Consider the following 22,816-nt stretch of genomic DNA (forward strand, 5'->3'; position numbering starts at 1 on the left):
CAAACCGTCACCAGCACGCCTAGCTCTTCGGGTTGTCAGTGGCTCAGTAAGTCAACGAATTAACCAGACGGGACACTAGTCCTTGGCTTTCAGCGCCTCAGCGTATTGCGCCAGCAGCGCCGGATCATGGCTGGGGTACTCCGGCGCCAGGCCCTGCAACTGCTCCGCCACAATGCGCGCCACCAATGCCCGCGCCACCGGTTTGCGGTTGGCGGGGATGATGTGCCAGGGCGCAGCGGTGGTATGGGTCGCCGCCATGGCTTCCCCCGCCACCGCGCGGTACTCGTGGCGACGGCGCCAGGCATCGATGTCCGACGACTCGAACTTCCAGCGCTTGCGGGGCTTGTCCAGACGCTTCAGCAGACGGTGGCGGTGTTCCTCGTCGGACAGGTGCAGCCAGATTTTGACGATGGTGGTGCCTTCCTGCACCAGGTGGGATTCGAAGCTGCGGATGGCGTCATAGCGGGCCGGCCAGTTGTAGTGCTCCGGCGCCCGCACCGGCCACAACCGCTCCGCCATCACCGCCTCGTGGTAGCTGCGGTTGAAGGCCACCATCTGGCCCAGTGCCGGCAGCATGGGCACCGTACGCCAGAGAAAATCGTGGCGCGCTTCCAGGGCATCGGGGCGACTGAACGACCAGGCGTGGAAACCGGCCGGATCGGCGTAGGTGGCCAGGGTGCGGATCAGGCTGTCCTTGCCGGAGGCGTCGGTACCGTGGAGTACCAGCAGCAGGGCATGCTTGCCGTTGGCCCACAACCGGCGCTGATGCTCTCCGATCAGATCAAGGCTGGTCTCCAGACAGGGCAGCTCGAACGAGTTGTCGATGTCTGTGGGATAGTCCTTGAGCTGGACCCGGGCCGGGTCCAGGTGAAACTGGCGGCTGAACGGCGTATCCGTCATGGTAATGCTCCTCATCCGGCCGGCTGGGGTGGCCGGAAGTCAAATGGTAAACTGGGCCGCAAACGCCAACTGCAGCCCGCGAGTGATTCATGAGCCGAAAGAAACGCGACATTCCGGTGTTCGAGCACCCGATCATTGAAACCCACTGTCACCTGGACTACCTCAAGGACCAGCCACTGGATGACATCCTGGCCGAGGCCCGCCGGGTCAACATCGAGCGGGTCGTGACCATCGCTGTTTCCCCCGACAACCTGGCCCGGGTGCGGGAACTGAGCCAGGTCGCGCCCTGGCTCTACGGCACTCAGGGCATTCATCCCCACGACGCCGAGCAATACACCGACGCAGTGGAAGCGGAGATTCGCCAGCACGGCGCCGACGACAAGATCGTCGCGGTGGGCGAAATCGGTCTCGACTACTTCTACGACAACGCCGATCGGGCGGTACAGCGTGAGGTGTTCCGGCGTCAGCTCCAGATTGCCTGCGACCTGGATCAGCCGGTGGTCATCCACAGTCGCGAAGCGGATGACGACACCATCGAGATCCTGCAGGACTTCGAGGCCTCCCTGACCCGCCGCGGTGTCATCCACAGCTTCACCTCCGGCCCGGGACTGGCCCGTTACGCCATCGACCAGGGCTGGTGTCTGGGATTCAACGGCATCGCCACCTTCAACAAGGCGGAGAACGTCCGTGACATTATCCGCATGACGCCGATCGGGCAGATCCTGCTGGAAACCGACGCGCCGTTCCTCACTCCGGTGCCCTACCGAGGCCGCGAAAATGCGCCATGCTACCTACCCTTTGTGGCCGAGAAGGTGTCCGAGGTCAAGGAAATCCCCGTTGACGAGGTGGTGCGAACCACCTACCACAACAGCTTGAGGACCTTCCATCGTCTCGCAGGCGCCAGCGCTTGATCCGCCCGCCATTGGATTTATAGTGAAGGTTGAGGCCGGTTACGCATTGGTAACGGGTTCATGATCAAGGCAGGAGAGGGTGCATGATCAAACGAGTGCCAGTAACCGCGTTGGAGGTGGGGATGTACATCACCGACCTCAACAACGACTGGATCCCCCACAACACCCGCAATCGCCGCGGTTTCCTGCGTAACGAGACCACCATCGCCAAGATTCGCCAGATGGGGGTGGAATTCGTCTACATCGATACCGCCAGGGGCAAGGACACCCAGGACAGCGAGCCGGCCCGTGAGGTGGACGCCCGCAATGCTGCGCTGCTGGACGACGTCGGTGCCCTCAAGCCGCTGCCGAAAAGGGTACGGCCACTGGCGGATGAAATGGTGATCGCCCAGCAGATTCATGGTGAAGCCCAGAACCTGGTGGGCAATGTACTGCGGGACGTCAAGCTGGGCCACGCCATCAACATTACTCCGTTCAACGAGCTGGCCACAGAACTTCAGGAATCGGTGTTCCGTAACCATAACGCGCTGTCCTGCCTCGGTCGCATCCGCGACAAGGACAACTACCTGATGGAACACTCGGTCAACCTGAGTGTGCTGATGTCGCTGTTCGGCAAGGCCATGGGGTGTTCCGCCGACGTCCAGCACCAGACCATCATCGGCGCCCTGCTCCATGACATCGGCAAGATCCTCACCCCAGAGGAGATTCTCCACAAGCCCGGGCGCCTGAGCGCCGCAGAATTTGAGGAAATGAAAGCCCACGCCCGCCATTCCCGCGACATCCTGCTGGCCACCGAGGGCATTGGCGAACTGACCATCCTCACGGCCGCCCAGCATCACGAAAAGATGGACGGCACCGGCTACCCGGAAGGCCTGCGGGGCGATGAAATTTCTGTCTACGGTCGCATGGTGGCGATCTCCGACGTGTACGACGCCATCACCGCCGATCGGGTCTACCACAAGGGCATGACGCCCACCCAGGGTCTGAAGAAACTGCTGGAGTGGAGTGGCCCTCACCTGGACTCGGCGTTGGTACAACAATTCATCCGCTGCATCGGGCTCTACCCGGTGGGCTCACTGGTGCTGCTGGAGAGTGGCCGGCTCGGCGTGGTGGTGGAGAGCAACGACGACGACCAGCGCCTGCCGGTGGTGCGAGTGATGTACCACACCAAATTCCGCATGCCGATCACTGTGGAAACCCTGGATCTGGCGAGTCCGGGCTGCCAGGACCGTATCGTGCGGGCGGTTGACCCGGAAGACTACCAGATCAACTTGAAGAAGTTTCTTGCGCTCTAATGAAGCAGCTTCCCGTCAAAAAAGTTTCTTCCCGCCTGAAAAGTTCCTCCCCGCCTGGCTAGCCGGAGGAGCACATCAGTGCACTTCGTCTGAGTCACTGGCTTTCTGGACGATCAGGTAGGCGATGCTCATGGTCAGCACGATCAGCGCGATGCCCCACAGGTAAGAGGCGTCGACGGTGTCCAGATCGAGGATGATCACCTTCCGGGCGATGGCCATCAACGCCGTCGCAATCACGATCTTGACGTGGATGACGTTGTCACGCAGGTAGATGGTGATGTTGATGAAAATCTCGATGGCGATCAGCACCGCCATGAAAGCGCCAAAGGTGGCCAGCATGTCGGAGATGGTGAGGATGTAGACCGGTGGCGTGACCAGCTTCTGGTACAGCGTCCAGCCCACGTCCACCACACCCATCAGAATCACCAGCACCATCAGGATCGCCAGCAGCCGCACGGCAATCCTGATAATGGCATTGAGCCCTTTCAGCAGGGCCGGGTCGAACCGGTCCAGCAGGGTCGCTTCCGGGCCCTTTTCCGGGGCCCGGTCTTTGTCATCCCTGGCAGCGTCGTCGCTCATTCAGGCGGCGATCACGGGGCGGAAGGATGGTTCACGGTACGGCTGTTCACGCTGTTGCGCCGGCGCTTCGAAGACGTGGAAGGCTTCCGGACCGAACGGGTCCAGGGCGGTTCCGCGGTAGACGTAGTGATCGGGCACCGGCTCGCCGGAGAAGGCAACACGGAACTCGTACTGGCGCTCGGGGATATCCACCTTGAGCGGTTCCTCCACCCAGAGATAGACGGTTTTTTCCGGGACCACGTACTCACAGCGTACCACCTGGAAGCCCTCACGCAGGGTCAAGCGGTTCAGTTCGCGGCTCACCTTGAGTGCATACTTGTGAATGGTTTTCATGATGCCTCTCCTCATCGTGGGTCGACAGGATCATCATTACCGGATACTGGAACAGAGAAAAGCAGATTGCTTCGTTACTTCAATCAGCTTTTTTCGAACGATTAACAGTCTCTGATCAACCCGCCCCTCAGGACGCCAACGACTGCCCACAGATCGCCGCCACCGCCGGGTGACTGTTGCGACGACTGCGACTTACAGCGTACAACTGATCCCGTACCTCTGCCACCTCACCCACCGCCGCTACCTGGTACTGACGGCAGACCTCGTCCGCAATCACCGTGGGCGCAGCGAACACGCCGTAGCCCTGATGGCCAAACACCTTGATCAGCGCGCTGTCGTCGATCTCGGCACGGATGTCCAGACGGATGCCCTGCTCATCAAACCACTGCATCAACTGGCGCACGTAGGGCGCCTTCACCGCATTGGCAAGGAAAGCCTGGCCCTGCAGGCTGTGGGGAAAGCCGGTCTGCAGGGTGGCGGCCAGATCCGGTGTTGCGAACAGGGTAATGGAGGTCTGCCCCAGCGGGTGCACGTAACAGTGATCGTCCATGCCGGCGTCGGGCTCGCGATCCGTCAGCACCACATCCAGCTGTCCGGCCTTCAAATCCTGCAGCAACTGGGACGGACGGCCACTGCGACAGCTCAGCCGCACCGGCCGTGTCAGGGTCAGTGCCGGTTCCAGCAGCTGGTAGGCAATCAGTTTGTGGATCGACGCCGCGACCCCCACCGTCAGCCCCAAGGCACGCTCGTCCGGCCGGGTATCGAGCACGGTCTTGAGCTCGTCGGCAATGCGGAACATGTCATCGGCGTAGCGGTACACCATCTGCCCCAGGTCGGTCAGCACCAGGCGGCGGTTTTCACGCCGGAACAGCAGGCTGTCGAGCGAGCTCTCCAGCGCGGTCAGCTGGCTGCTGAGGGTCTGCGGCGCCAGGTTGAGCAGTTGCGCCGCCCGCGCCAGCGACCCTTCCCGGGCAATGACCCAGAAATAGTACAAATGCTTGAAATTCAGGGACTGCAACATTCCACGGGTCACCCCAGTGACAGGAACAACCCCATCAGTATTGGCGACAGGAAGGACAAAATAAAGCCGGAGGCAATCGCCACCGGAACGCAGGCCAGACCACCGCTGCTGCGGATGATGGGCAGGGTGAAGTCCATGGCGGTGGCGCCGCCATAGCCGATGGCCAGGGCCGGGTGTCGACCAATCACCAGCGGAATCAGCGCCAGGGCGATGATCTCCCGTAAGACGTCGTTGAGGAACGCTACCCCACCCCAGGCCGGGCCCAGAGCGTCACCCACCACGATCCCCGACAGCGAGTACCAGCCAAAACCGGAGGCCAGCGCCAGGGCATCGTGCCAGGGTATCGACAGCAGGGGGCCGAGCAGCAACCCGATCAGCAGGGAGCTGATCACCACCGCCAGCGCAATTCCCAGACCCTGGCGGTTCATCAACAGCTTACGCAGGGACAGGCCAGCGTTGCGCAGTTGCACACCGATCAGCAGCAACAGCAGCATCAGTGACCAGGTCGCCAGGTCCTCGACCCAGGGCAATGCCGGCAGCAGCCAGGCACCGGCGGCCACCCCGACCAACACCGCCGAGAGCGGTTTCAGCGCCGCCAGAAACAGCCGTCGGTAGGACGTTTCCGTCGCCCCCTCAGCCGCCACCACCGTCATCGGCTGCCAACGCTGCCACAGCCACAGCGCCGCCAGGTTGGCGAGGCCCAGGGCAACCACCAGAATCGCCACCTGCCCCAGCATGGTTGCCAGCTGCTGCCACAGGCCATCCATTTGTCCCAGGCCCAGACCCAGCAACGCCAGGATGAAATACACCAGCCCCTCCACAGCGTAATGGATCACCGTCATCACCGTACGATTGTCCAGGGCCAGGGCAAACCCCAAAAACAGGGGCGCAAGAATGATCAGCGCATCCAGCATAACTCTCTCACTACAGGCGTGGAGGCCCGATACCGGGCCAGAGACAGGCAGGGCCCTTGGCGGGCCGGTGAAATGGGGGACTGGAGGTCAGTGCAGCGGTTGGCTGCTGCGGTCCTGGACCAGAACCCAGGGCGCAATCACCACCGCCCAGAGTTCGGCATTGCGGTCATACCAGGCCTGGGCCATGGCCGGCGGCACGTCACCGACCTGGCCGGCGGCCATCCAGGCATCGAATTGGGTCTTATTGTCGGCCACCAGCTCGGCGGCGACATCCAGCAGGTCGAGGTCGGCGCCGACCCGCACCACGTGGCCGCGGGCGTAGTAGGTCTGCAGGTCATGCCAGCCAATGCGGGAGGTTTCCAGATTGAGTTTGGCCTTGAGTTCGTCCCGGGACTGGTCGCTGGACATGGTACGCCTCGCCTTGCGGTTGTCAGTGAGTGAAAACGGGCCGAAAGTGTCGGCCATCTGCCGGCGTTTGGCAAGGCCGGCCAGCCGCCATGCCGGTACGCGCCCAGCGGCTAACCGACATGCTGGTCCCAGATGCCCTGGACCTTGTCAGACAGGGTCATGGGATCGAACGGTTTGGCGATCACATCAATGGCCCCCAGAGCCTTGTAGGACTCCACCTCCGATGACTGGACCTTGGCGGTCATGAACGCCACCGGCACCTCGGCCAGGCCAGGTTTCTGGCGCAGCGCCTGCAATGTTTCCGGGCCGTCGAGCCGCGGCATCATCACATCCAGCAGGATCAGGTCGGGCTGAAAGCCGTCCACCCGCGCCAGCGCATCCTCGCCCGATTCGCACAGCATCACCTCAAACCCGCCCACCGAGACCAGGGCCAGTTCCGCCACGGCACGAATGTCCGGTTCATCTTCCACGTACATGATGCGCTTCAACTCAGCCATGGTCTGACTCCTCATCCCTCAATGTGTCCGCCCCCGGATCGCGCTCCGATCCCAGCAGCGGCAGCTCAATGTAGAACGTCGCCCCGCCACCAGGGGTGTCCTCAAATCCAATATCGCCGTGCATGCCCTCCATCAGTTGCTGGCTGATCACCAGCCCCAGCCCGGTGCCTCCGGACTGCCGCGAGTCAGAACTGTCGGCCTGGGCAAAAGCGCTGAACAGCCTGTCGCGGAAGGCCGCCGGCACACCCCGGCCCCGATCCTCAACCCGCACCCGCACCCGTTCGCCCGAAGGCTCTACCAACACCCGAACCGCGCCATCGGTATGGGAGAACTTGATGGCATTGGACAGCAGGTTGGTCATCACCTGAATGAGACGACGGGGGTCCGCCCGGACCTGCAGACGAGTGTCCGCCGCTTCCAGCAGGCACTGGACCTGAAAGCGATCAGCGTAACTGCGGGTATCGTCCAGCACCTGTTTCAATAAGGGCAGCAGATCACAACGTTCCAGTTCGAACGGCATCTTGCCGGCCGCCAGTTTCTCCATATCCAGGATGTCGTTGATCAACTCGCTCAACCGCTCGCTGTTGCGCAACGCCAGGCTCACCATGTCCTGGGCTTTCTCCGGCAAGGCGCCTGCGACGCCCTTGCCCACCATCGACAGGGCAGCGGTGATCGCCGTTAACGGAGTACGCAGTTCGTGGCTGACGGTTGACACAAACTCCCGTTGCATCTGCGTCAGCCGCTTACGCTCTGTTATGTCCTCCACTATCGACCAGATCAGTTTGCGACCGGAAGCATCTGTCAGCAGAGTTCCATGCAGCATGACGGGGTACCGGTGGCCATTGCGGTGTACAAATTCTTTCTCGTAGGGGCCGTAGTGCCCTCTGTTTTCCAAGCGTTCCAGTTGCACCGCTTCCTGGTCGGCATAGTCCTTTGGTGTGACATCCCAGTAGCTCAGCGACAGGAACTCCAGCCGGCCGTAGCCTGCAGATGCCAACAGCGCATCGTTGACCTGGATGAACTGACCAGTGTCGAAATCGTTGAGAGCGATACCCACCGGCGACAGTTCGAACAGCGCCCGCAACCGGGCCTCACTCTCCTTGAGCCGCAGCTCCGCCGCTTTCTGGGCCGAGATGTCTGTGTGGGTACCGGCCATGATCAGCGGATCACCGTGGATATCGTGGGCCATGACCCGACCCCGGGCGTGGACCCAGACCCAATGGCCATCCTGGTGGCGCATGCGGAAGGTCGCGTCGTAGTAATCCGAAGCACCGGCAAAGTGACGACGCAACTTGATTTCCGCCTTTTCAAGATCGTCCTCATGGAGCAACCGGCGCCAGGTCTCCACGCTCAGTGGACTCAGTTCCTCCAGCCGATAGCCAATAATCTCGGCCCAGCGTTCGTTCAGGGTCAGGGCATCGGTCTGGACGTTCCACTCCCAGATACCCGTGTCGGTGGCCCCAATCACCATTTCCAGCCGACGCTCGCTCTCTCGCTGACTGCGCTGGACCCGGGTCGCCTCCCGCAACTGCCCAATGGTCCGCAACAGCGGACCCAGCTCCCGCTCCAGGGTCCGGTCGTAGCCCTGTTCCCGATTCGCCAGCCCCAACATTCCCACCAACTGACTGCCATGATAGATCGGCAACCCCATAAAGGTATGGATGGGCGGATGACCGTGGGGCACGCCGCTGCCGCGGGAATCATTAGGCAGGTCGTTGGCCAGCACCGGCTGGCCGGTGGTCATGACCTGGCCGAACAGAGTGTCGAGGTTGTGGAACTCCAGCCCCTCGTTGATGTTGTCACGATAGAAGGCCCGCGAGGCTTCATCCCAGGCAATGTTGGTAATGGTGTCGGTCTTTAGGTATGGCTGCCCCTCGGGGCTTTTTAGTATTTCACCAATAAAGCCAAAAGCACTGTCAGTGAAACGTAAAATCTCGTCCAACAGCTCAGTAAACGCCTGAGGATTGTCCGGCCGGTTAATGAAGCTGGCCTGCGCTCGTGCCACCGCCAGTTCGATAGCCCGCAACCGGGAAAGGGTCTGATCCACCTGCCAGCGCTCCAGCACCGCTGTTGTCCAGCCACTGAGCAGTTCCATGAAGCGAAAGTCGTAGTGGTTGAAGCCCGTGGGTTCCCGTGGCGAGGGTGAAGAGAAGTTCAGGGTACCGTATGGCTGGCCAGCCACCACCAGCGCTGTGCCAAGATAGCTCTCGAGGCCGAACTCCCGGTAACAGGGGTGACTGGCGTACTGGGATTGCCCCATATTTTCAATGGCCAGGGTTTCGCTGGCATCAAGGGTCAGACTGCAATACGTATCATTAAGATCAAAGGCCTGGCCATCGTGGAGCGTGTCCGGGGGAGAGGCATGAGCCAACACCGTGTATCGATCACCCTCGATCTGGCTGATGATGCCAAATGGTAGCTTCAGGTAATCACACCCCAGCCGCAGCCCCTCCCGAAGGCAGTCGATGGGATCACGTCGGGTGTCGTTGTGAATGGCCGAGAGCGCCTCCAGGGTACGGTAGTAGCTTTTTTGCTGACTCTGGCCAATCTCCGCCTCGATGCTGTCGGCCAAATCCCGTAATAAACGACGATCATGAGCGGACAGGGTCCGGGGCTGGCTGTCGATGATGCACAGGGTACCGAGCCGAAAGCCATCGGCGGAGTGCAACGGCGCGCCGGCGTAGAAGCGGATGTTGGGGCTGCCGCACACCAACGGATTGTCGTGAAAGCGGGAATCGTGCGCGGCGTTCTCCACCACCAGGATGTCCTCGTTGAGAATGGCGTGGCCGCAGAACGACACACTGCGTGGTGTCTCCAGAGCATCCAGCCCCTGGCGGGATTTGAACCATTGACGGTCGGCATCTACCAGGGAGACCAACGCGATTTCCACACCAAACAGCCGTTGTGCCACCCGGGTCAGGCGATCAAAACGTTCCTCGGCAGGGGAATCCAGCAGCCCGGTGGCACCGAGGGAACGCAACCGTTCAGTCTCGTTTTCAGGTATCTCTGGCGCTCTCAATCACCTTCTCCTTCCCGCCTGTTCGTGGTCGTCTCGTGGCAGTCCTCACCGACTATCTCACTCCGGCCCAGGCTCGTGGTCGGCGGTATCGGCGAAATCACTCGGGTCCAGGCCAGCGAAACGCAGTAGACGCTGACATTCCGGTTCCGCCACCCGGCCCTGGGCAACCAGGGCCGCGGCACGCATGGCAATCCGGTCCTGTTTGGCGCCGCCCCGGGGCAGGAAATAGATCGCGCCAATCAGCTCCCTCAACTCCAGTGGCAGCCGCCACTGCACCTTGAGGCGATTGCCACAAGGCTGGGACCAGTCCTTCAGGGCCTGGTCAATCCGCTCATCGGTTAGGCTGCCGCCACCGGCCAGATACTGCTGCAACACACTAAGCACCACCAGCTCGCCGGCCCGGCTCAACAGGCCTGCGGTAAAGGCTTCGTTCGCTGGTAGTCGCAGCTGGCGAAACATTGACTGGGCGTAGTGGGCAACGTCTTCGCTCTGATGCTGAAAGGCTTCAGCACGTTCCCGCAAGCCGGCGTCGCTGAGAGCATGGGTATTGTCCAGCGCCAGCCCCAGGGCAATGTCCAGGGACATTCGCGTACCCACCAGCCGGATCGCCTCCGACAAGGTCGACACCGGCTCGCCGGACCGTCGAAAAGAGTTGCGATTAGCCACATCCAGCAACCGGGTGGTGAGACCGGTTTCATCCCGCCAGCGCTCCGCCAGTTGGTTGGCATCCAGGGGCTCGGCTCGATCCATCAGGTCCAGAACGTCCGCCGGCGCCAGGGTCGTGGGCAGCTGAAAGTGGACCTCGCAGGCGGCCTTGAGCATGGCTTCCAGGTCACCGTGATCGCCATCGTCGTCCTGCTCGGGGGGCAGGATGGTTTTCAGCCGGTCCCGGACCATCTCCACGCTGAAGGGTTTGGAGACAAACCCGCTGATACCATGATGAGCCGCTGCCAGTACCGATTCGCGGTCACTGCGGCCGGAAATCATCAGCACCGCCACTTCGCGATCGTCCTTACGGATCTGTCGCACCAGCTCCAGCCCGGAGCCGTCCGGCAGGTTCCAGTCGCAGATCACCAACTGGTAGCGACCGGGCAGCCACTTGTTGCCTGCCTCTGCCACCGAGGTCACGATGTCGGCAGACAGCCGCGGGTAGATCCCCGCCAGGATGGTTTCCAGCAGCTCCGCCATCAACAGGTCATCCTCGAGGATCAGGGTATTCATCAGGCTCCGGTCTCCTGGTCATCACGGTGGTTGGGGTCCTGGGACTGATACAGCGTCACCCCATTGCGACCGGCTCGCTTGCGCTGGTAGAGCGCTTCGTCAGCGGCGTTGAGCGCGGCCTCGGCGGAGGCAAAGTTCCGCAGGCTGGCCACGCCGGCGCTGAGAGTCACCTGAAATTCCTCGCCATCACCGGCAAACACCAGACCGGCGAACTGGCCACAGACGTCCTGGAGGATTTCCTCCGCCACCTCGGCACTGCAGTCCGGCAGGATCACCACAAACTCTTCGCCACCGTAACGGCCAATAATGTCGGTCTTACGCAGCCGGTGACGCAACAGGTTGGCAAGGGCGCGGATCACCACATCGCCGACGGCGTGACCATGGCTGTCGTTAACCCGCTTGAAATGGTCCAGATCGAGCATGGCCACCTGGGCCGCCAGGCCATAGCGGCGACAGCGATCAAACTCCTTCGCCAGCTCCTGCTTCACTAGGGAGTGTTTAAGCAGGCCCGTGAGGCTGTCCAGAGACGCCAGTTTGGAGAGCTGGCGGGCACGAACACAGCGGGCCTTGACCTCCTTCACCAGGCGGTGGTCACGAATCGGCTTCTCGATAAAGTCGTCCGCCCCTTCGGCGATGGCGGAAATCTGCTCGTCCCGGTCCTGCTCGCTGGACAGATAGATGATGGGCAGCCCCAGCCACTCCGGCTGGAAGCGGATCATCCGCGCCAGGTTGATGCCGGAATAGTCCCCCATGTGGATATCCATCAGCACGATGTCGGGTCGGTACTCCGACAACCGGCGGATGACGTCGGGGGGGTGGGTGACGGTCACCACTTCCAGGCCGCCGGCCTCCAGTACCAGCCGGTAGTGCTCCACCAGCTGGTCGTCGTCATCGACGATCAGCACCTTGCCGCCCTGGCGCTCTTCGCGCTCCTCATTGAGCTGCTGGATGCGATCCGCCAGCGCGGGAATATCCACCGGCACGGTGAAGAAACCGCCGGCGCCGGCATCCGCCACCCGGTAGCGGACATCAAAGGATTCGTCATGGGCCACAAAAACCAGCGGCAGGTCGCTGTGGCGTTCCAGTTCCGCCACCACCCCATGCACCGCGTCCAGCAGATCCGCGTCGGCCACCAACGCCGCCAGATTCTCGCCGGTACTGGCATGATCACGGCGGTAGCCATCCGGACTGTCAAACACCGCCACCCGGTAGCCATAGCGTGACAGCCCCTGTTCAAGCTCCCGACGTACTTCGTCGTTGGCGCTAATCAGGTCCACCCGCTGCAGGGCGCCGTCCTCCGGCTCGGCCACCGCCCGCTGCAACAGCGGAATGGCGCAATCGCCGGCGTCGGCCTTGAGCAGGTCCGGCAGGCTGTCCAGGCGCTGGTAGAAATCCTCATCCAGCACCGTGGCGAGCAATCCGGACAGGTCGTCCGAATCCATCTCCACCACCTGCTTGAGGGTCTCCTCCAGCTTGCGGGCCTGACTGCCCAGGGCCTGGAAACCAAAGGTGCCCGCCGAGCCGGCCAGCCGATGCAGCCATTCATACCCCTGCTTGAGGGTCCGGATGCCGGCGGCATTGCCCTCCACCGCGTGCAGTTTGGCCACATTGTCGTCCAGTTCCACCACCACCCGGGCGACGAACTGGGCCTTCAGCGCCTCCAGTTTGTTGACGACGTCCTGGTACCCGCCACTCGGCATCAAATCCCCTTAACCACTGGTCTTGAGTTGGCAAACGCTGCCCGATCCACTCCGCTGGATCGGGCCGGTCTCTGGCCAAACTATAGCGTGCCTGCCGGGTGGTGACGACCGCACTTAAGGCTCAATCCGCCGAAATCATCTCCCGGATCACATAATGCAGGATGCCGCCGTGGCGGAAGTAGGTCGCCTCGTTGGCGGTATCAATCCGCGACAGCAGCTGGCAGCGTTCTTCGCGACCATCCGGGTACGTTACCGTCATGGTCAGGCTGGCGGCCGGCTCCGGATTCCCGGCCATACCGGTGATGGTGATGGTTTCCTCGCCGGTCAGTTTCAGCGACTGACGGCTGACGCCCTCGGTGAACTGCAGCGGCATCACCCCCATGCCAATCAGGTTGGAACGGTGGATTCGCTCGAACGATTCCGCCACCACCGCCCGGACCCCCAGCAGGCGGGTGCCCTTGGCGGCCCAGTCACGGCTGGAGCCGGTGCCGTACTCCTTGCCGGCGATCACCACCAGCGGCGTATGGTCATCGGCGTAGGTCATGGCGGCGTCGTAGATCGCCATCTGCTTGCCACTGGGGATGTGGCGGGTGAAGCCACCTTCCACATCGTCCAGCATTTCGTTGCGGATGCGGACATTGGCGAAGGTGCCCCGCATCATGATTTCGTGGTTGCCCCGCCGGGAGCCGTAGGAGTTGAAGTCGCGGGGTTGGACGCCCTTATCCTGCAGATACCGTCCGGCCGGGCTGTCGGCCTTGATCGCCCCTGCCGGCGAAATGTGATCGGTGGTCACCGAATCCCCCAGCAGCGCCAGAATGCGGGCGTCGTGGATATCATCCACCGGTTCCGGCTCCGCCCCCATGCCTTCGAAAAAGGGCGGATGCTGGATGTAGGTGGACGCTTCGGTCCACTCATAGACCTTGGCATCGGGCACCTGGATCGAGCGCCAGGTGTCGTCGCCTTCAAACACCTCGCCGTACTCTTTGTGGAACATCTCGGTTTCCACTTTTGCCACCGCCTCGGCGATCTCATCCTGGCTCGGCCACAGCTCCCTGAGGTACACCGGCTTGCCATCCCGATCCACGCCCAGCGGATCGCGGGACAGGTCCACCCGGACATTGCCGGCCAGGGCAAACGCCACCACCAAGGGCGGTGATGCCAACCAGTTGGTCTTTACCAGCGGGTGCACCCGGCCCTCAAAGTTGCGGTTGCCCGACAGTACCGAGGCCACCGTCAGGTTGCCCTTGTCGATGGCCTGTTCGATGGGATCGGGCAACGGCCCGGAGTTGCCGATGCAGGTGGTGCAACCATAGCCCACCAGGTTGAAGCCCAACTGGTCGAGAACCTCTTGATAACCGCCGACCCGCAGGTAGTCGGTCACCACCTTGGAGCCGGGCGCCAGCGAGGTCTTGACCCAGGGCTTGGTTTGCAGCCCCCGGGCCACGGCCTTCTCGGCCAGCAGGCCTGCGGCCATCATCACACTGGGGTTGGAGGTGTTGGTACAGGAGGTGATGGCGGCGATGACCACCGCGCCTGGGTCCAGGTGCAGCTCCTCGCCGTTGAGCTGGAAAGGCTGGCTGGCGGCGTGACGATAGCTTTTCTCCACCCCGACCGCGGTCTGGCCGCCTTCCGATTGCAGGCGGCTGTCGGACTCCGCCGCCGGACCTTCGTTGGTCTCCATCAGCAGTTCAAAGGCCGACTTCATCTGGCTCAGCGCCACCCGGTCCTGAGGCCGCTTGGGACCGGCCAGGCTGGCTTCCACCTCGCCCATGTCGAGTGCCAGGGTGGTGGTGTAGGCCGGCTCCTGGCCGGGTTCCCGCCACAACCCCTGGGCTTTGGCGTAGGCCTCCACCAGCTCGATCTGGTGGGCTTCACGACCGGTCAGCCGCAGGTACGCCAGGGTCTGCTCGTCCACCGGGAAAAAGCCACAGGTGGCGCCGTACTCCGGGGCCATATTGGCTATGGTGGCTCGATCAGCCACTGGCATGTCCTTGAGGCCATCGCCATAGAACTCGACGAACTTGCCCACCACGCCGTGGTTGCGGAGCATTTCGGTGACCGTCAGCACCAGGTCGGTGGCGGTGATGCCTTCCCGCAGTTTGCCGGTGATCTTGAACCCAACCACTTCCGGAATCAGCATCGACACCGGCTGTCCCAGCATCGCCGCTTCCGCTTCGATGCCGCCCACGCCCCAGCCCAGGATGCCGAGACCATTGATCATGGTGGTGTGGGAATCGGTGCCCACCAGGGTGTCAGGGAAGGCGTAGGTCTTGCCGTCGATATCGCGGGTCCAGACCGTCTTGCCGAGGTATTCCAGATTAACCTGATGGCAGATGCCGGTGCCCGGCGGTACCACCCGGAAGTTGTCGAACGCCTGCTGGCCCCAGCGCAGGAACTCATAACGCTCGCGGTTGCGTTCCATTTCGATGGTGACGTTGTCACGAAAGGCCGAGGCGTCACCGAACTTGTCCACCATCACCGAGTGGTCGATGACCAGATCCACAGGCGATAGCGGATTGACCAGCGCAGGGTCCTTGCCCGCCGCAGCCACCGCCTCACGCATCGCCGCCAGGTCGACGACGCCAGGCACGCCGGTGAAATCCTGCATCAGCACCCGCGCCGGCCGGTACTGGATTTCGGTGTCGGAGTGACGGCTGTCCAGCCACTGCGCCATGGCCTCCAGATGCTGGCGGGTGACGGTATCGCCATCCTCATGCCGCAACAGGTTCTCCAGCAGCACTTTCAGTGAGAACGGCAGTCGCTCCAGGCCCGGCAGGGCACGGGCCGCCTTGGGCAGGCTGTGGTAATGGTAAGTCTGGCCAGCCACGTCCAGCTGGCTCAGGGTCTGCAGACTGTCGGGATTGCTCGCTTGCGTTGCCATGGTGCACATCCTCCGTATCTGGTCGGGGTCGGGTTCAACCATGTTCCTACTATTGGGACGGCCGCGCGCCAGGTCAAAGTCACCGGGCTTATAGCCACCATAGCCGCGCTGAATGGGCCGGCGTCGCGACGCGCCGCAGCGCCGATGAGTCCAGGGTACTTCTGACTAACCCTTAGAGCTTGAAGGCCTGCATCTTCGCCGCCAGCTCATCCGCCAATCGGCGCAGATCGTCCACTTCCCGGTGACAGGCTGCCATGTCGTCGCTGGAACGGCCGCTCAGCTCGGAGATATTCTGGACGTTGCGGCTGATCTCTGCGGTAACCGAACTCTGTTCCTCGGTTGCCGCCGCCACCTGCTGGCTCATGCCCACGATCTGTTCGACGCTGTCGCCAATCTGGTCCAGGGCCTCGCCCATGCGCTCGGAGGTGGCCACCGTCTCGCCAGTGGCCTGCTCCCCCGCCGCCATCGCCGACACCGCGCGACTGGAGCCGCTCTGCAGGCGCTCAATGATGGCGCGGATCTCCTGGGTTGAACTCTGGGTTTTCTGGGCCAGACCACGCACCTCATCGGCCACCACCGAGAAACCACGACCGTGCTCTCCGGCGCGGGCCGCTTCGATGGCGGCGTTCAGTGCCAACAGGTTGGTCTGGTCGGAAATGTCATTGATGACGTCGATCACCCGCCCAATGTCCTCCACCTCGGTGGCGAGCTGCTGGATGGCGGTGGCGGAATCGCGGATGTCCCCGGCCATTCCGCTGACCTGGGCCACCGAACTGGCCATGTCACTGCGGATGGCGCCGGCATGCTGGCCCATGGCCTCCAGTTGGGCGGCGGTATCGTTGGCGTTACGGGCAATCTCCTGCACCGTGGTTTCCATCTCATAGACCGCTGTCGCCACCGACTCGGTCAGCCGGCTCTGCTCTCCGGCCCGGGTGCTGTTGGCGGCGATCACCTCGGAAATCTGCTCGACAAACGCCTGCAACCGGTGGGCGGTCTCCAGCAACGCCAGGATCATCTCGTGCTGGGAACCGACAAAACTGTTGAAACCTTCGGCCAGTTCCCCCAGCTCGTCCTCGCTGTCCACGTCAAGGCGCTGGGTAAGATCACCCCCGCCCTTGCCGATGTCCTTGAGCGCCCGGGTGACCCGGGTCAACGGCTGGGTCATCTTGGTAGCCACCAGCGCCACCAGCCCCAGGAACACCGCAGCCACCAAGCCCCCGGCCACCAGTGCCAGGGTGGTGGCCTCAGCCAGGGCACCATAGATTTCTGCCGATGGCACTTCCACCACAACCCGCCAGTCCCCCAGGTTCAGGGGCTGACTGGCGGCAATGAAATCGTCACCGTCACGCTGGAACTCCACCAGGGTGTAACGGTCCTGGCCGGTGATCTCGGCGGCGGCCGCTGCCGGCATCATGTTTTTCAACTGGCCACCGGTGCGGGCCAGTTGCGGATGGATGTTGACCTGTCCTGACGCCGACACCAGGTAGACAATGCCGGAGTCGCCAAAACGGAACTCGCGGATTCGCTCGGCCATGCGCTGCAGGCCAATCCCAATTCCGGTGACCGCCAGCGCTTCCCCCCGGTCCGCCATGCGAACGTTGATGAACAGGGTGGGCTTGCCACTGGCCTTGTCCACATCCAGCGCCAGCGCCAGATCCCGGCCACTGTTGAGGAAGCCGTAGAACCAGTCATCCTGGCCCCGACGAACGGTGCGTTCGATGCCATCCTGGGTGTAGTAGCGGTTGCTGGCCGCGGAGACAAAGTGCGCCGAGTCCGCACCAACACGCTGGCGAACCCGCTCCAGAAAACGGCTGACCGGGTCCAGCTGGGTGGCGGCCTCGCCCTGGCGAATCCAATCGTGCAGGAAGGCATTGTCGGCGATCATCTGGGAAGCGGTGATGGCCGGTTGCATGTCCCGTTCCACCGAGTTGGCGATGGCTTCAACGCTGGACGGCAGCGCCGAGCGCAACAAATAGCGGTCCAGCACACCGTTCATCTGCCAGATGTTCAGTGCGATCAGGGTCGCGGCGCTGATCAGCAGCGCGGCGCCCATACCAACGATCAATTTCAGGCGAATACTCATAACGGCTTGGCGGGCTCCTGGAATACGGCAAGGAAAGGGATGTCCCGGTCAGTATAGTCAGGCTTGGCGCGCTGGCACTGACCGGGGTCAGGAGGGATGGCAGAAAACCCGGTGTTCAGTGCTGACGATCACCGTACAGCTGGGCATACAGGCCCTGGCGGGCGATCAGTTCGTCGTGATGACCCTCTTCGATGATCTGGCCATCCTCAAACACATAAGCCCGGTCCGCCTGCTTCACCGCGCTGAGCCGGTGGGCGATGATCAGCGTGGTGCGCTGGCTGAGGAAAGCCGACAGCGCCTGATGAAGCTGGAACTCGGTTTCCGCATCCAGTGCCGAGGTCGCCTCATCGAGGATCACAATGGACGGGTCCGACAACACCATGCGGGCTATGGCCAAACGCTGGCGCTGGCCACCGGACAGGCGCACGCCCTGGCGCCCCACCAGGGTGTCCAGCTGCTCCGGCATCGCTGCTACGGTGTCGGCAAGCTGGGCGATCTCCAGCGCCTGCCACAGCGCTTCATCCGGTCGCTCCCGCCCCAGCGTCAGGTTCTGGCGGATGCTGTCGTTGAACAGGGCCGGATGCTGCAGCACTGTGGCCACGTGCTCCCGCAGGCAGTCCAGTCCGACCCGCTGAACCGGCACACCATCGATCAGCACCTCGCCGCGATCGGGGGTGTACATACCCAGGATCACCTGCACCAGGGTCGACTTGCCGCCGCCACTGGCGCCGACCACCGCCACCTTTTCCCCCCGCGCCAGATGCAGATCGATGCCCCGCAGGACCGGTTCACCGTCGCCGTAGTGGAAGTGCACATCCCGCAACGTCAGGCTGACGGTGTGACGATCACGGAAAGGGTTTTCCAGCGCCGGGTAGCGGGGTTCCTGTTTCAGTGCCAGCAGCCGGTTGATGCGGCCCAGGGCGGCATTGGCGGCGTAGAAGGCGTACTGCATGTTGAGGATTTCCTGCACCGGCGTGAGCATGAACCAGAGATAGCCAAAGATCGCGAACATCATGCCGATGCTGAGATCACTCAGCAGCACCGTCACCATCGCCGCGGCGCGGAATACGTCGACGCCAAACTGGAACAGGGCAAAGCTGGCCCGGGCGGCGGCGTCGCTGCGCCATTCGAACTGGATGGCGTGGTCCCGTACGGTGCGGGCCCGGCCCACCAGCTGGCGCAGGTAATGGGGCTCGCGGTTGGCCGCCCGCAACTGGTGGATGGCATCGAGGGTTTCCGTGAGTGCCCCCTGGAACACCTCATAGGCCTGGTTCTCCTCCCGCTTCAGTTCCTTGACCCGCTTGCCGATGCGCATGGTGGCGAAGATCACCAGCGGGTTGAACAGCAGGATCAGCAGCGCCAGTTGCCAGTGTACCCACAGCAGGATGGTGGCGGTGGCCACCACCGTCAGGCTGGCCACCAGGAAGCGGCTGATGGTGGTACCGAGGAACTTGTCGACGGTGTCCAGATCGGTAACGAAATGACTGCTGACCGCCCCCGAGCCCAGGGTCTCGTACTCTGCCATCGACACCCGTTGCAGCCGCCCCAGCAACTGGGAGCGGATACGGAACACCACATCCTTGGAGATCTTGGAGAACTCCCGCGACTGCAGCACGTTGAAACTCAGCGCCAGTAGCCGCAGCAGCAACGCCGCCACCACCATCATTGCGATGTAGGCCACGGGCTGCTGCCATGCTGTCGGCAGCAGGGTATCCATGGCCGGCAGCACCGGCCCGCTCTCCTCCAGCAGCACCTCGTCCACCAACACCGGCAACAGCAGCGGAATGGGAACACTCACCATGGTGGCCAGAATCGCCAGCAGGTTAGCCCGCACCAGCCGGCCCCGATGCCGTAACGCCAGCCGGGCAATGCCACGCCAGTCGTAGCCTTGGGGGGCGTTACCGGCGGCCTGATCGGTGGCCGTCACGGCCTGGAGTGCAACGTCGTTTGAGTTCTTCAACCTTCCTCCTGACAGCCCATGGTCACCTCGGGCCGGATTTTGTGGGTCTGGCAGTGGAGCACAACCCGCGCTTCTGCGATCATGGCGAGCGGAACCTACCCCTTTTGACGACAGGACGCGCACCCGTACCGTGAAACACGACTGCCATTACCATCCCGGCGCCCCCGCCAAGTGGCACTGCGGCGACTGCCAGATCCACTACTGTAACCGCTGCATGCCCGATGCCGACAGCAAGAAACAGCATGGGCTGTGTCCCCGCTGCAATCGCAGCATGCGTTACCTGGGCGCGGCCACCGCGGTGGAGCCGTTCTGGAACCGGCTGGGGGCCTTTTTCCGCTACCCCTTCCACTTCGATCCCCTGCTGGTGATCGCCATCTGCACGCTGGTGCCGCTGATGCTGTCCGCCAGCCTGGTGGGGCTAATTGTCAGCCTGGTGCTGTTCGTGGCGCTTCTGAAGTACACCTACACGGTGATCAACCACACCGCCGAGGGCCACATGAAACCGCCACCACTGGCGGTGGCCTTCACCGGTGACGGTTTTGGCATCGTGTTCCTCCAGTTGCTGGTGTTTGTGCTGTTCGGGGGCCTGGTGGCCGCCGCCGGCATGCTGGCGGGCCCGATTCTGGGACTGTTCGCCCTGGCCCTGGTGGTGCTCGCCATTCCCGCCAGCATCATGGTGCTGGCCATGGAACAGTCGGTGGGAGCGGCGGTCAACCCGCTCAACCTGGCGGCGCTGATTTCCCGCATCGGCTGGCCCTACTTCCTGCTGTACGGCTACCTGATCCTGCTGACCCTGGCGTCGGGCGCGGCCCAGGACTTTGCCGTAACCCATTTCGCGCCCTGGCTGGCGATGCCGCTGTCCGGTTTTCTTAACAGTACCTTTACCCTGATCCTGTTCCATATGCTGGGCTACCTGCTGTTCCAGTACCAGGAGGAACTGGGGTTCGCCAGCGACCTGCAGGACGACCAGGATCAGAGTGCCGACAACCACCGCGACCGCAGCCAGCGGCTGGATGCCGACATCGACATGGACCTCAAGGACGGCCGTTACGACCGGGTCCAGGGCAATCTCAAAGAGGCCCTCAAGCGCAACCCCCAGGACCCCAAGCGCCTGGAACAGTTCTACCGGCTGCTCTGTGCCCGTCAGGACGACGCGGAGCTGTACCGCTACCACGGCCGCCTGCTGGGCTGGCTCGCCGACCGCAACGACGGCGCCGGCCTGGTCGACATGCTGGACGCCCTGGAGCGGGTCGAGCCCGGCTTTCGCATCGACGACCCGGTGCTCGCGGTCCGCTGCAGCCGCAGTCTGTACCAGCACGGCAGCTACCGCCGCGCGCTCAAGCAGCTGCTGGATTTCCACAAGCGCTTCCCGGACAGTGACCAGCTGGCCACAGCCTACATCCTCGCCGCGCAGGTACTGGCCAACGGCCTCAAGCAGTGGGAAAAGGCCAGCGCCTTCCTGGGATTCGTCAAAAAACAGTGTGGGGATCACCCCCAGGCCGCTGGGCTGGACAGCTACTTGGAACAGGCCGCCCGCCGCGAGCCCCTGAAAGGCCCGAAAGCGAGCTTTACCGTCGACGGCTAAGGAGCCGGCTCAGGCCGGCGGCAGGGCCGTCAGGATCTGGCGGTAATGGTTGGCCCGGGGCGCCATCTGGCGCTTGTCGAATTCATCCGCCAGCAGCCGGCAGGCCTCTTCCACCAGCACGCCTTCGCCGCTGCAGTGGCGCAGCCGCTCGAAGGCCTTCTCGGCCTGTTTCAGGTCATCGGCCCGCAGGCAGGCGAACAGGATGCGGTTGTGGTCCTCCGCCGCCAGCGGGTGGTGGCTCTCGCCCTTGCCGAGGAATTCCTGCCACACCTCCACCATGCGCTCGGGCTGCTTCTGGGTCAGCAACTGCCCCATCAGTTCGCGGGTGCGATCACGATAGGCTTCCTGATCCGGACGCAACTTGGCAAGCTGGTACAGGTGCTCCAGCAACACGATGCGTTCCGGGTAGCGCTGCCACAGCGCCTCAAACTGCAACCGGGCCTGGTCGAACTCCATCCGCGCCAGGGTCGCCATGGCCTGGCCGTACCCTTGGGTAAAGCGGTCGTCGATTTCCTCCTGCTCCGGCTCGTAGAACGACTCCCGCACCTGCAGCCAGCTCTTGCCCAACAGCAGGATGATGCCAGCGCCCGCCACCAACCCGCCGGCGTGAGCCATGTAAGCCACCCCGGTGGCACCGGCGAACCAGTAGTCGTAAATCTCCTTGCCCAACCAGACCGGCAACAGCGCCAGCGCAGGCGCCCGGAAATAGTTGAAGTACACACCGAGAAAATAGAAAAAGCGGATGCGTTGCAGGCCATAGATCGCCACATACATCCCCATCAGCCCGGAGATGGAGCCGGAAGCCCCCACCAGCGGCACCGTGCTGCCGAGGGAGAAAACCGTGTACACCAGCCCTGACAGTACCCCGCACACCAGATAGGACAACAGATAGCGACCCACGCCGAGGGCTTTCTCGACGGTAAACCCGAGCAGGAACAGGAACACCATGTTACCGATCAGATGCCCCCAGCCGCCGTGCAGGAACTGGTAGGCAATCAGGGTGGACGGTGTCAGCTCGGCAGGCTTGAGGCCCAACTCGTTGGCGCTGAGGCGGTCCAGGTAGTCGCTCTGGATCTGGTCGTGGTGTTGCTGCCAGTATCGCCGGTCGGCACTGGCCAGCAGAATATCGAGGTTGTCTTCCATGTATTGGTGGAACGGCGGGTTAAACAGCAGCGTCGCTGCCACCCACTGATCCTCTCCGTCCACCAGCGCTTGTTGGAACGCCTGCAGCTCATGCACCCGGTCGGATTCCCCGGCCATTCCGATCTGGCGCTCCAGGTAGGTCTCGTACACAGGCGCTTCCAGGGTCAGCAGGTCCGCCTCCAGGTAGTGCTCCAGCGCGGCCTGCTGCAGGCGCGGGTCCTTGCCCTGGTAGAACAGGAAAATCAGCAGGCAGGCCAGCATCAGGCCGAGGGTGGCCAGGGGCGGACGTTTCCAGTTAATGGTGTTTTCGGCGGGGACAATCAGCATGGGCGGTCACAATTCATCACAGTTCGGTCGGGGTGCGTC

General features: G+C 63.0%; 17 protein-coding genes. 3 read left to right on the top strand and 14 right to left on the bottom strand.

Features of this window, described 5'->3' with window-relative positions:
* Positions 1-75 precede the first annotated feature (75 nt).
* Positions 76-900, bottom strand: a complete 825-nt coding sequence (locus MLD24_RS18565) for a polyphosphate kinase 2 family protein (protein WP_248168601.1) — start codon at positions 898-900, stop codon at positions 76-78.
* 89 nt (positions 901-989) lie between these two features.
* Between MLD24_RS18565 and MLD24_RS18570 the strand changes: the two genes are divergently transcribed.
* The gene (locus MLD24_RS18570; protein ID WP_248168602.1) at positions 990-1,811 is read left to right on the top strand and encodes a TatD family hydrolase; all 822 of its coding nucleotides are present in this window, start codon (positions 990-992) and stop codon (positions 1,809-1,811) included.
* Positions 1,812-1,894: 83 nt separating this feature from the next.
* The gene (locus MLD24_RS18575) at positions 1,895-3,106 is read left to right on the top strand and encodes an HD-GYP domain-containing protein (RefSeq protein WP_248168603.1); all 1,212 of its coding nucleotides are present in this window, start codon (positions 1,895-1,897) and stop codon (positions 3,104-3,106) included.
* Positions 3,107-3,181: 75 nt separating this feature from the next.
* Here the strand turns inward: MLD24_RS18575 and MLD24_RS18580 are convergent, their stop codons facing one another.
* The 12 genes from MLD24_RS18580 to MLD24_RS18635 all read right to left on the bottom strand — a co-directional run bounded on the left by MLD24_RS18580 (position 3,182) and on the right by MLD24_RS18635 (position 19,689).
* Complete coding sequence (locus MLD24_RS18580) at positions 3,182-3,685, bottom strand: phosphate-starvation-inducible PsiE family protein (protein ID WP_227172685.1); 504 nt, start codon at positions 3,683-3,685, stop codon at positions 3,182-3,184.
* Positions 3,686-4,018, bottom strand: a complete 333-nt coding sequence (locus MLD24_RS18585; RefSeq protein WP_227172686.1) for a DUF7352 domain-containing protein — start codon at positions 4,016-4,018, stop codon at positions 3,686-3,688.
* 127 nt (positions 4,019-4,145) lie between these two features.
* Complete coding sequence (nhaR, locus tag MLD24_RS18590) at positions 4,146-5,039, bottom strand: transcriptional activator NhaR (protein WP_248168604.1); 894 nt, start codon at positions 5,037-5,039, stop codon at positions 4,146-4,148.
* Between the two features lie 8 nt (positions 5,040-5,047).
* A complete protein-coding gene (locus MLD24_RS18595; protein WP_248168605.1) occupies positions 5,048-5,953 on the bottom strand; it encodes a LysO family transporter in 906 nt (301 codons plus the stop codon).
* Positions 5,954-6,040: 87 nt separating this feature from the next.
* On the bottom strand, positions 6,041-6,361 hold the full coding sequence (locus MLD24_RS18600) for a DUF2288 domain-containing protein (protein WP_227172689.1): 321 nt from the start codon (positions 6,359-6,361) through the stop codon (positions 6,041-6,043).
* A 110-nt stretch (positions 6,362-6,471) separates the two neighbouring features.
* A complete protein-coding gene (locus tag MLD24_RS18605; RefSeq protein ID WP_248168606.1) occupies positions 6,472-6,858 on the bottom strand; it encodes a response regulator in 387 nt (128 codons plus the stop codon).
* Positions 6,851-9,877, bottom strand: a complete 3,027-nt coding sequence (locus MLD24_RS18610; protein WP_248168607.1) for a GAF domain-containing protein — start codon at positions 9,875-9,877, stop codon at positions 6,851-6,853. The genes MLD24_RS18605 and MLD24_RS18610 overlap by 8 nt, the downstream gene beginning before the upstream one ends.
* Before the next feature lie 57 nt (positions 9,878-9,934).
* Entirely contained in the window at positions 9,935-11,098 is a 1,164-nt protein-coding gene (locus MLD24_RS18615) for an HDOD domain-containing protein (RefSeq protein ID WP_248168608.1), read from the bottom strand.
* The gene (locus MLD24_RS18620) at positions 11,098-12,798 is read right to left on the bottom strand and encodes a diguanylate cyclase (protein WP_248168609.1); all 1,701 of its coding nucleotides are present in this window, start codon (positions 12,796-12,798) and stop codon (positions 11,098-11,100) included. The genes MLD24_RS18615 and MLD24_RS18620 overlap by 1 nt, the downstream gene beginning before the upstream one ends.
* 121 nt (positions 12,799-12,919) lie before the next feature.
* Positions 12,920-15,679, bottom strand: coding sequence for an aconitate hydratase AcnA (gene acnA, locus MLD24_RS18625; RefSeq protein WP_248168610.1), 2,760 nt, complete (start codon positions 15,677-15,679; stop codon positions 12,920-12,922).
* 172 nt (positions 15,680-15,851) lie between these two features.
* Positions 15,852-17,762, bottom strand: a complete 1,911-nt coding sequence (locus MLD24_RS18630; protein WP_248168611.1) for a methyl-accepting chemotaxis protein — start codon at positions 17,760-17,762, stop codon at positions 15,852-15,854.
* 115 nt (positions 17,763-17,877) lie between these two features.
* On the bottom strand, positions 17,878-19,689 hold the full coding sequence (locus MLD24_RS18635) for an ABC transporter ATP-binding protein (RefSeq protein ID WP_425562361.1): 1,812 nt from the start codon (positions 19,687-19,689) through the stop codon (positions 17,878-17,880).
* Between the two features lie 163 nt (positions 19,690-19,852).
* On the opposite strand from MLD24_RS18635, the gene MLD24_RS18640 reads away from it, so the two are divergent.
* Positions 19,853-21,307 (top strand): hypothetical protein, encoded by a 1,455-nt coding sequence (locus tag MLD24_RS18640; RefSeq protein WP_248168612.1) that lies wholly within the window; start codon positions 19,853-19,855, stop codon positions 21,305-21,307.
* A gap of 9 nt (positions 21,308-21,316) precedes the next feature.
* Here the strand turns inward: MLD24_RS18640 and MLD24_RS18645 are convergent, their stop codons facing one another.
* A complete protein-coding gene (locus tag MLD24_RS18645) occupies positions 21,317-22,777 on the bottom strand; it encodes a rhomboid family intramembrane serine protease (RefSeq protein ID WP_248168613.1) in 1,461 nt (486 codons plus the stop codon).
* Between the last annotated feature and the right edge of the window lie 39 nt (positions 22,778-22,816).

The organism is Marinobacter xestospongiae, assembly GCF_023156385.1.
GTDB classification, from domain to species: domain Bacteria; phylum Pseudomonadota; class Gammaproteobacteria; order Pseudomonadales; family Oleiphilaceae; genus Marinobacter; species Marinobacter xestospongiae.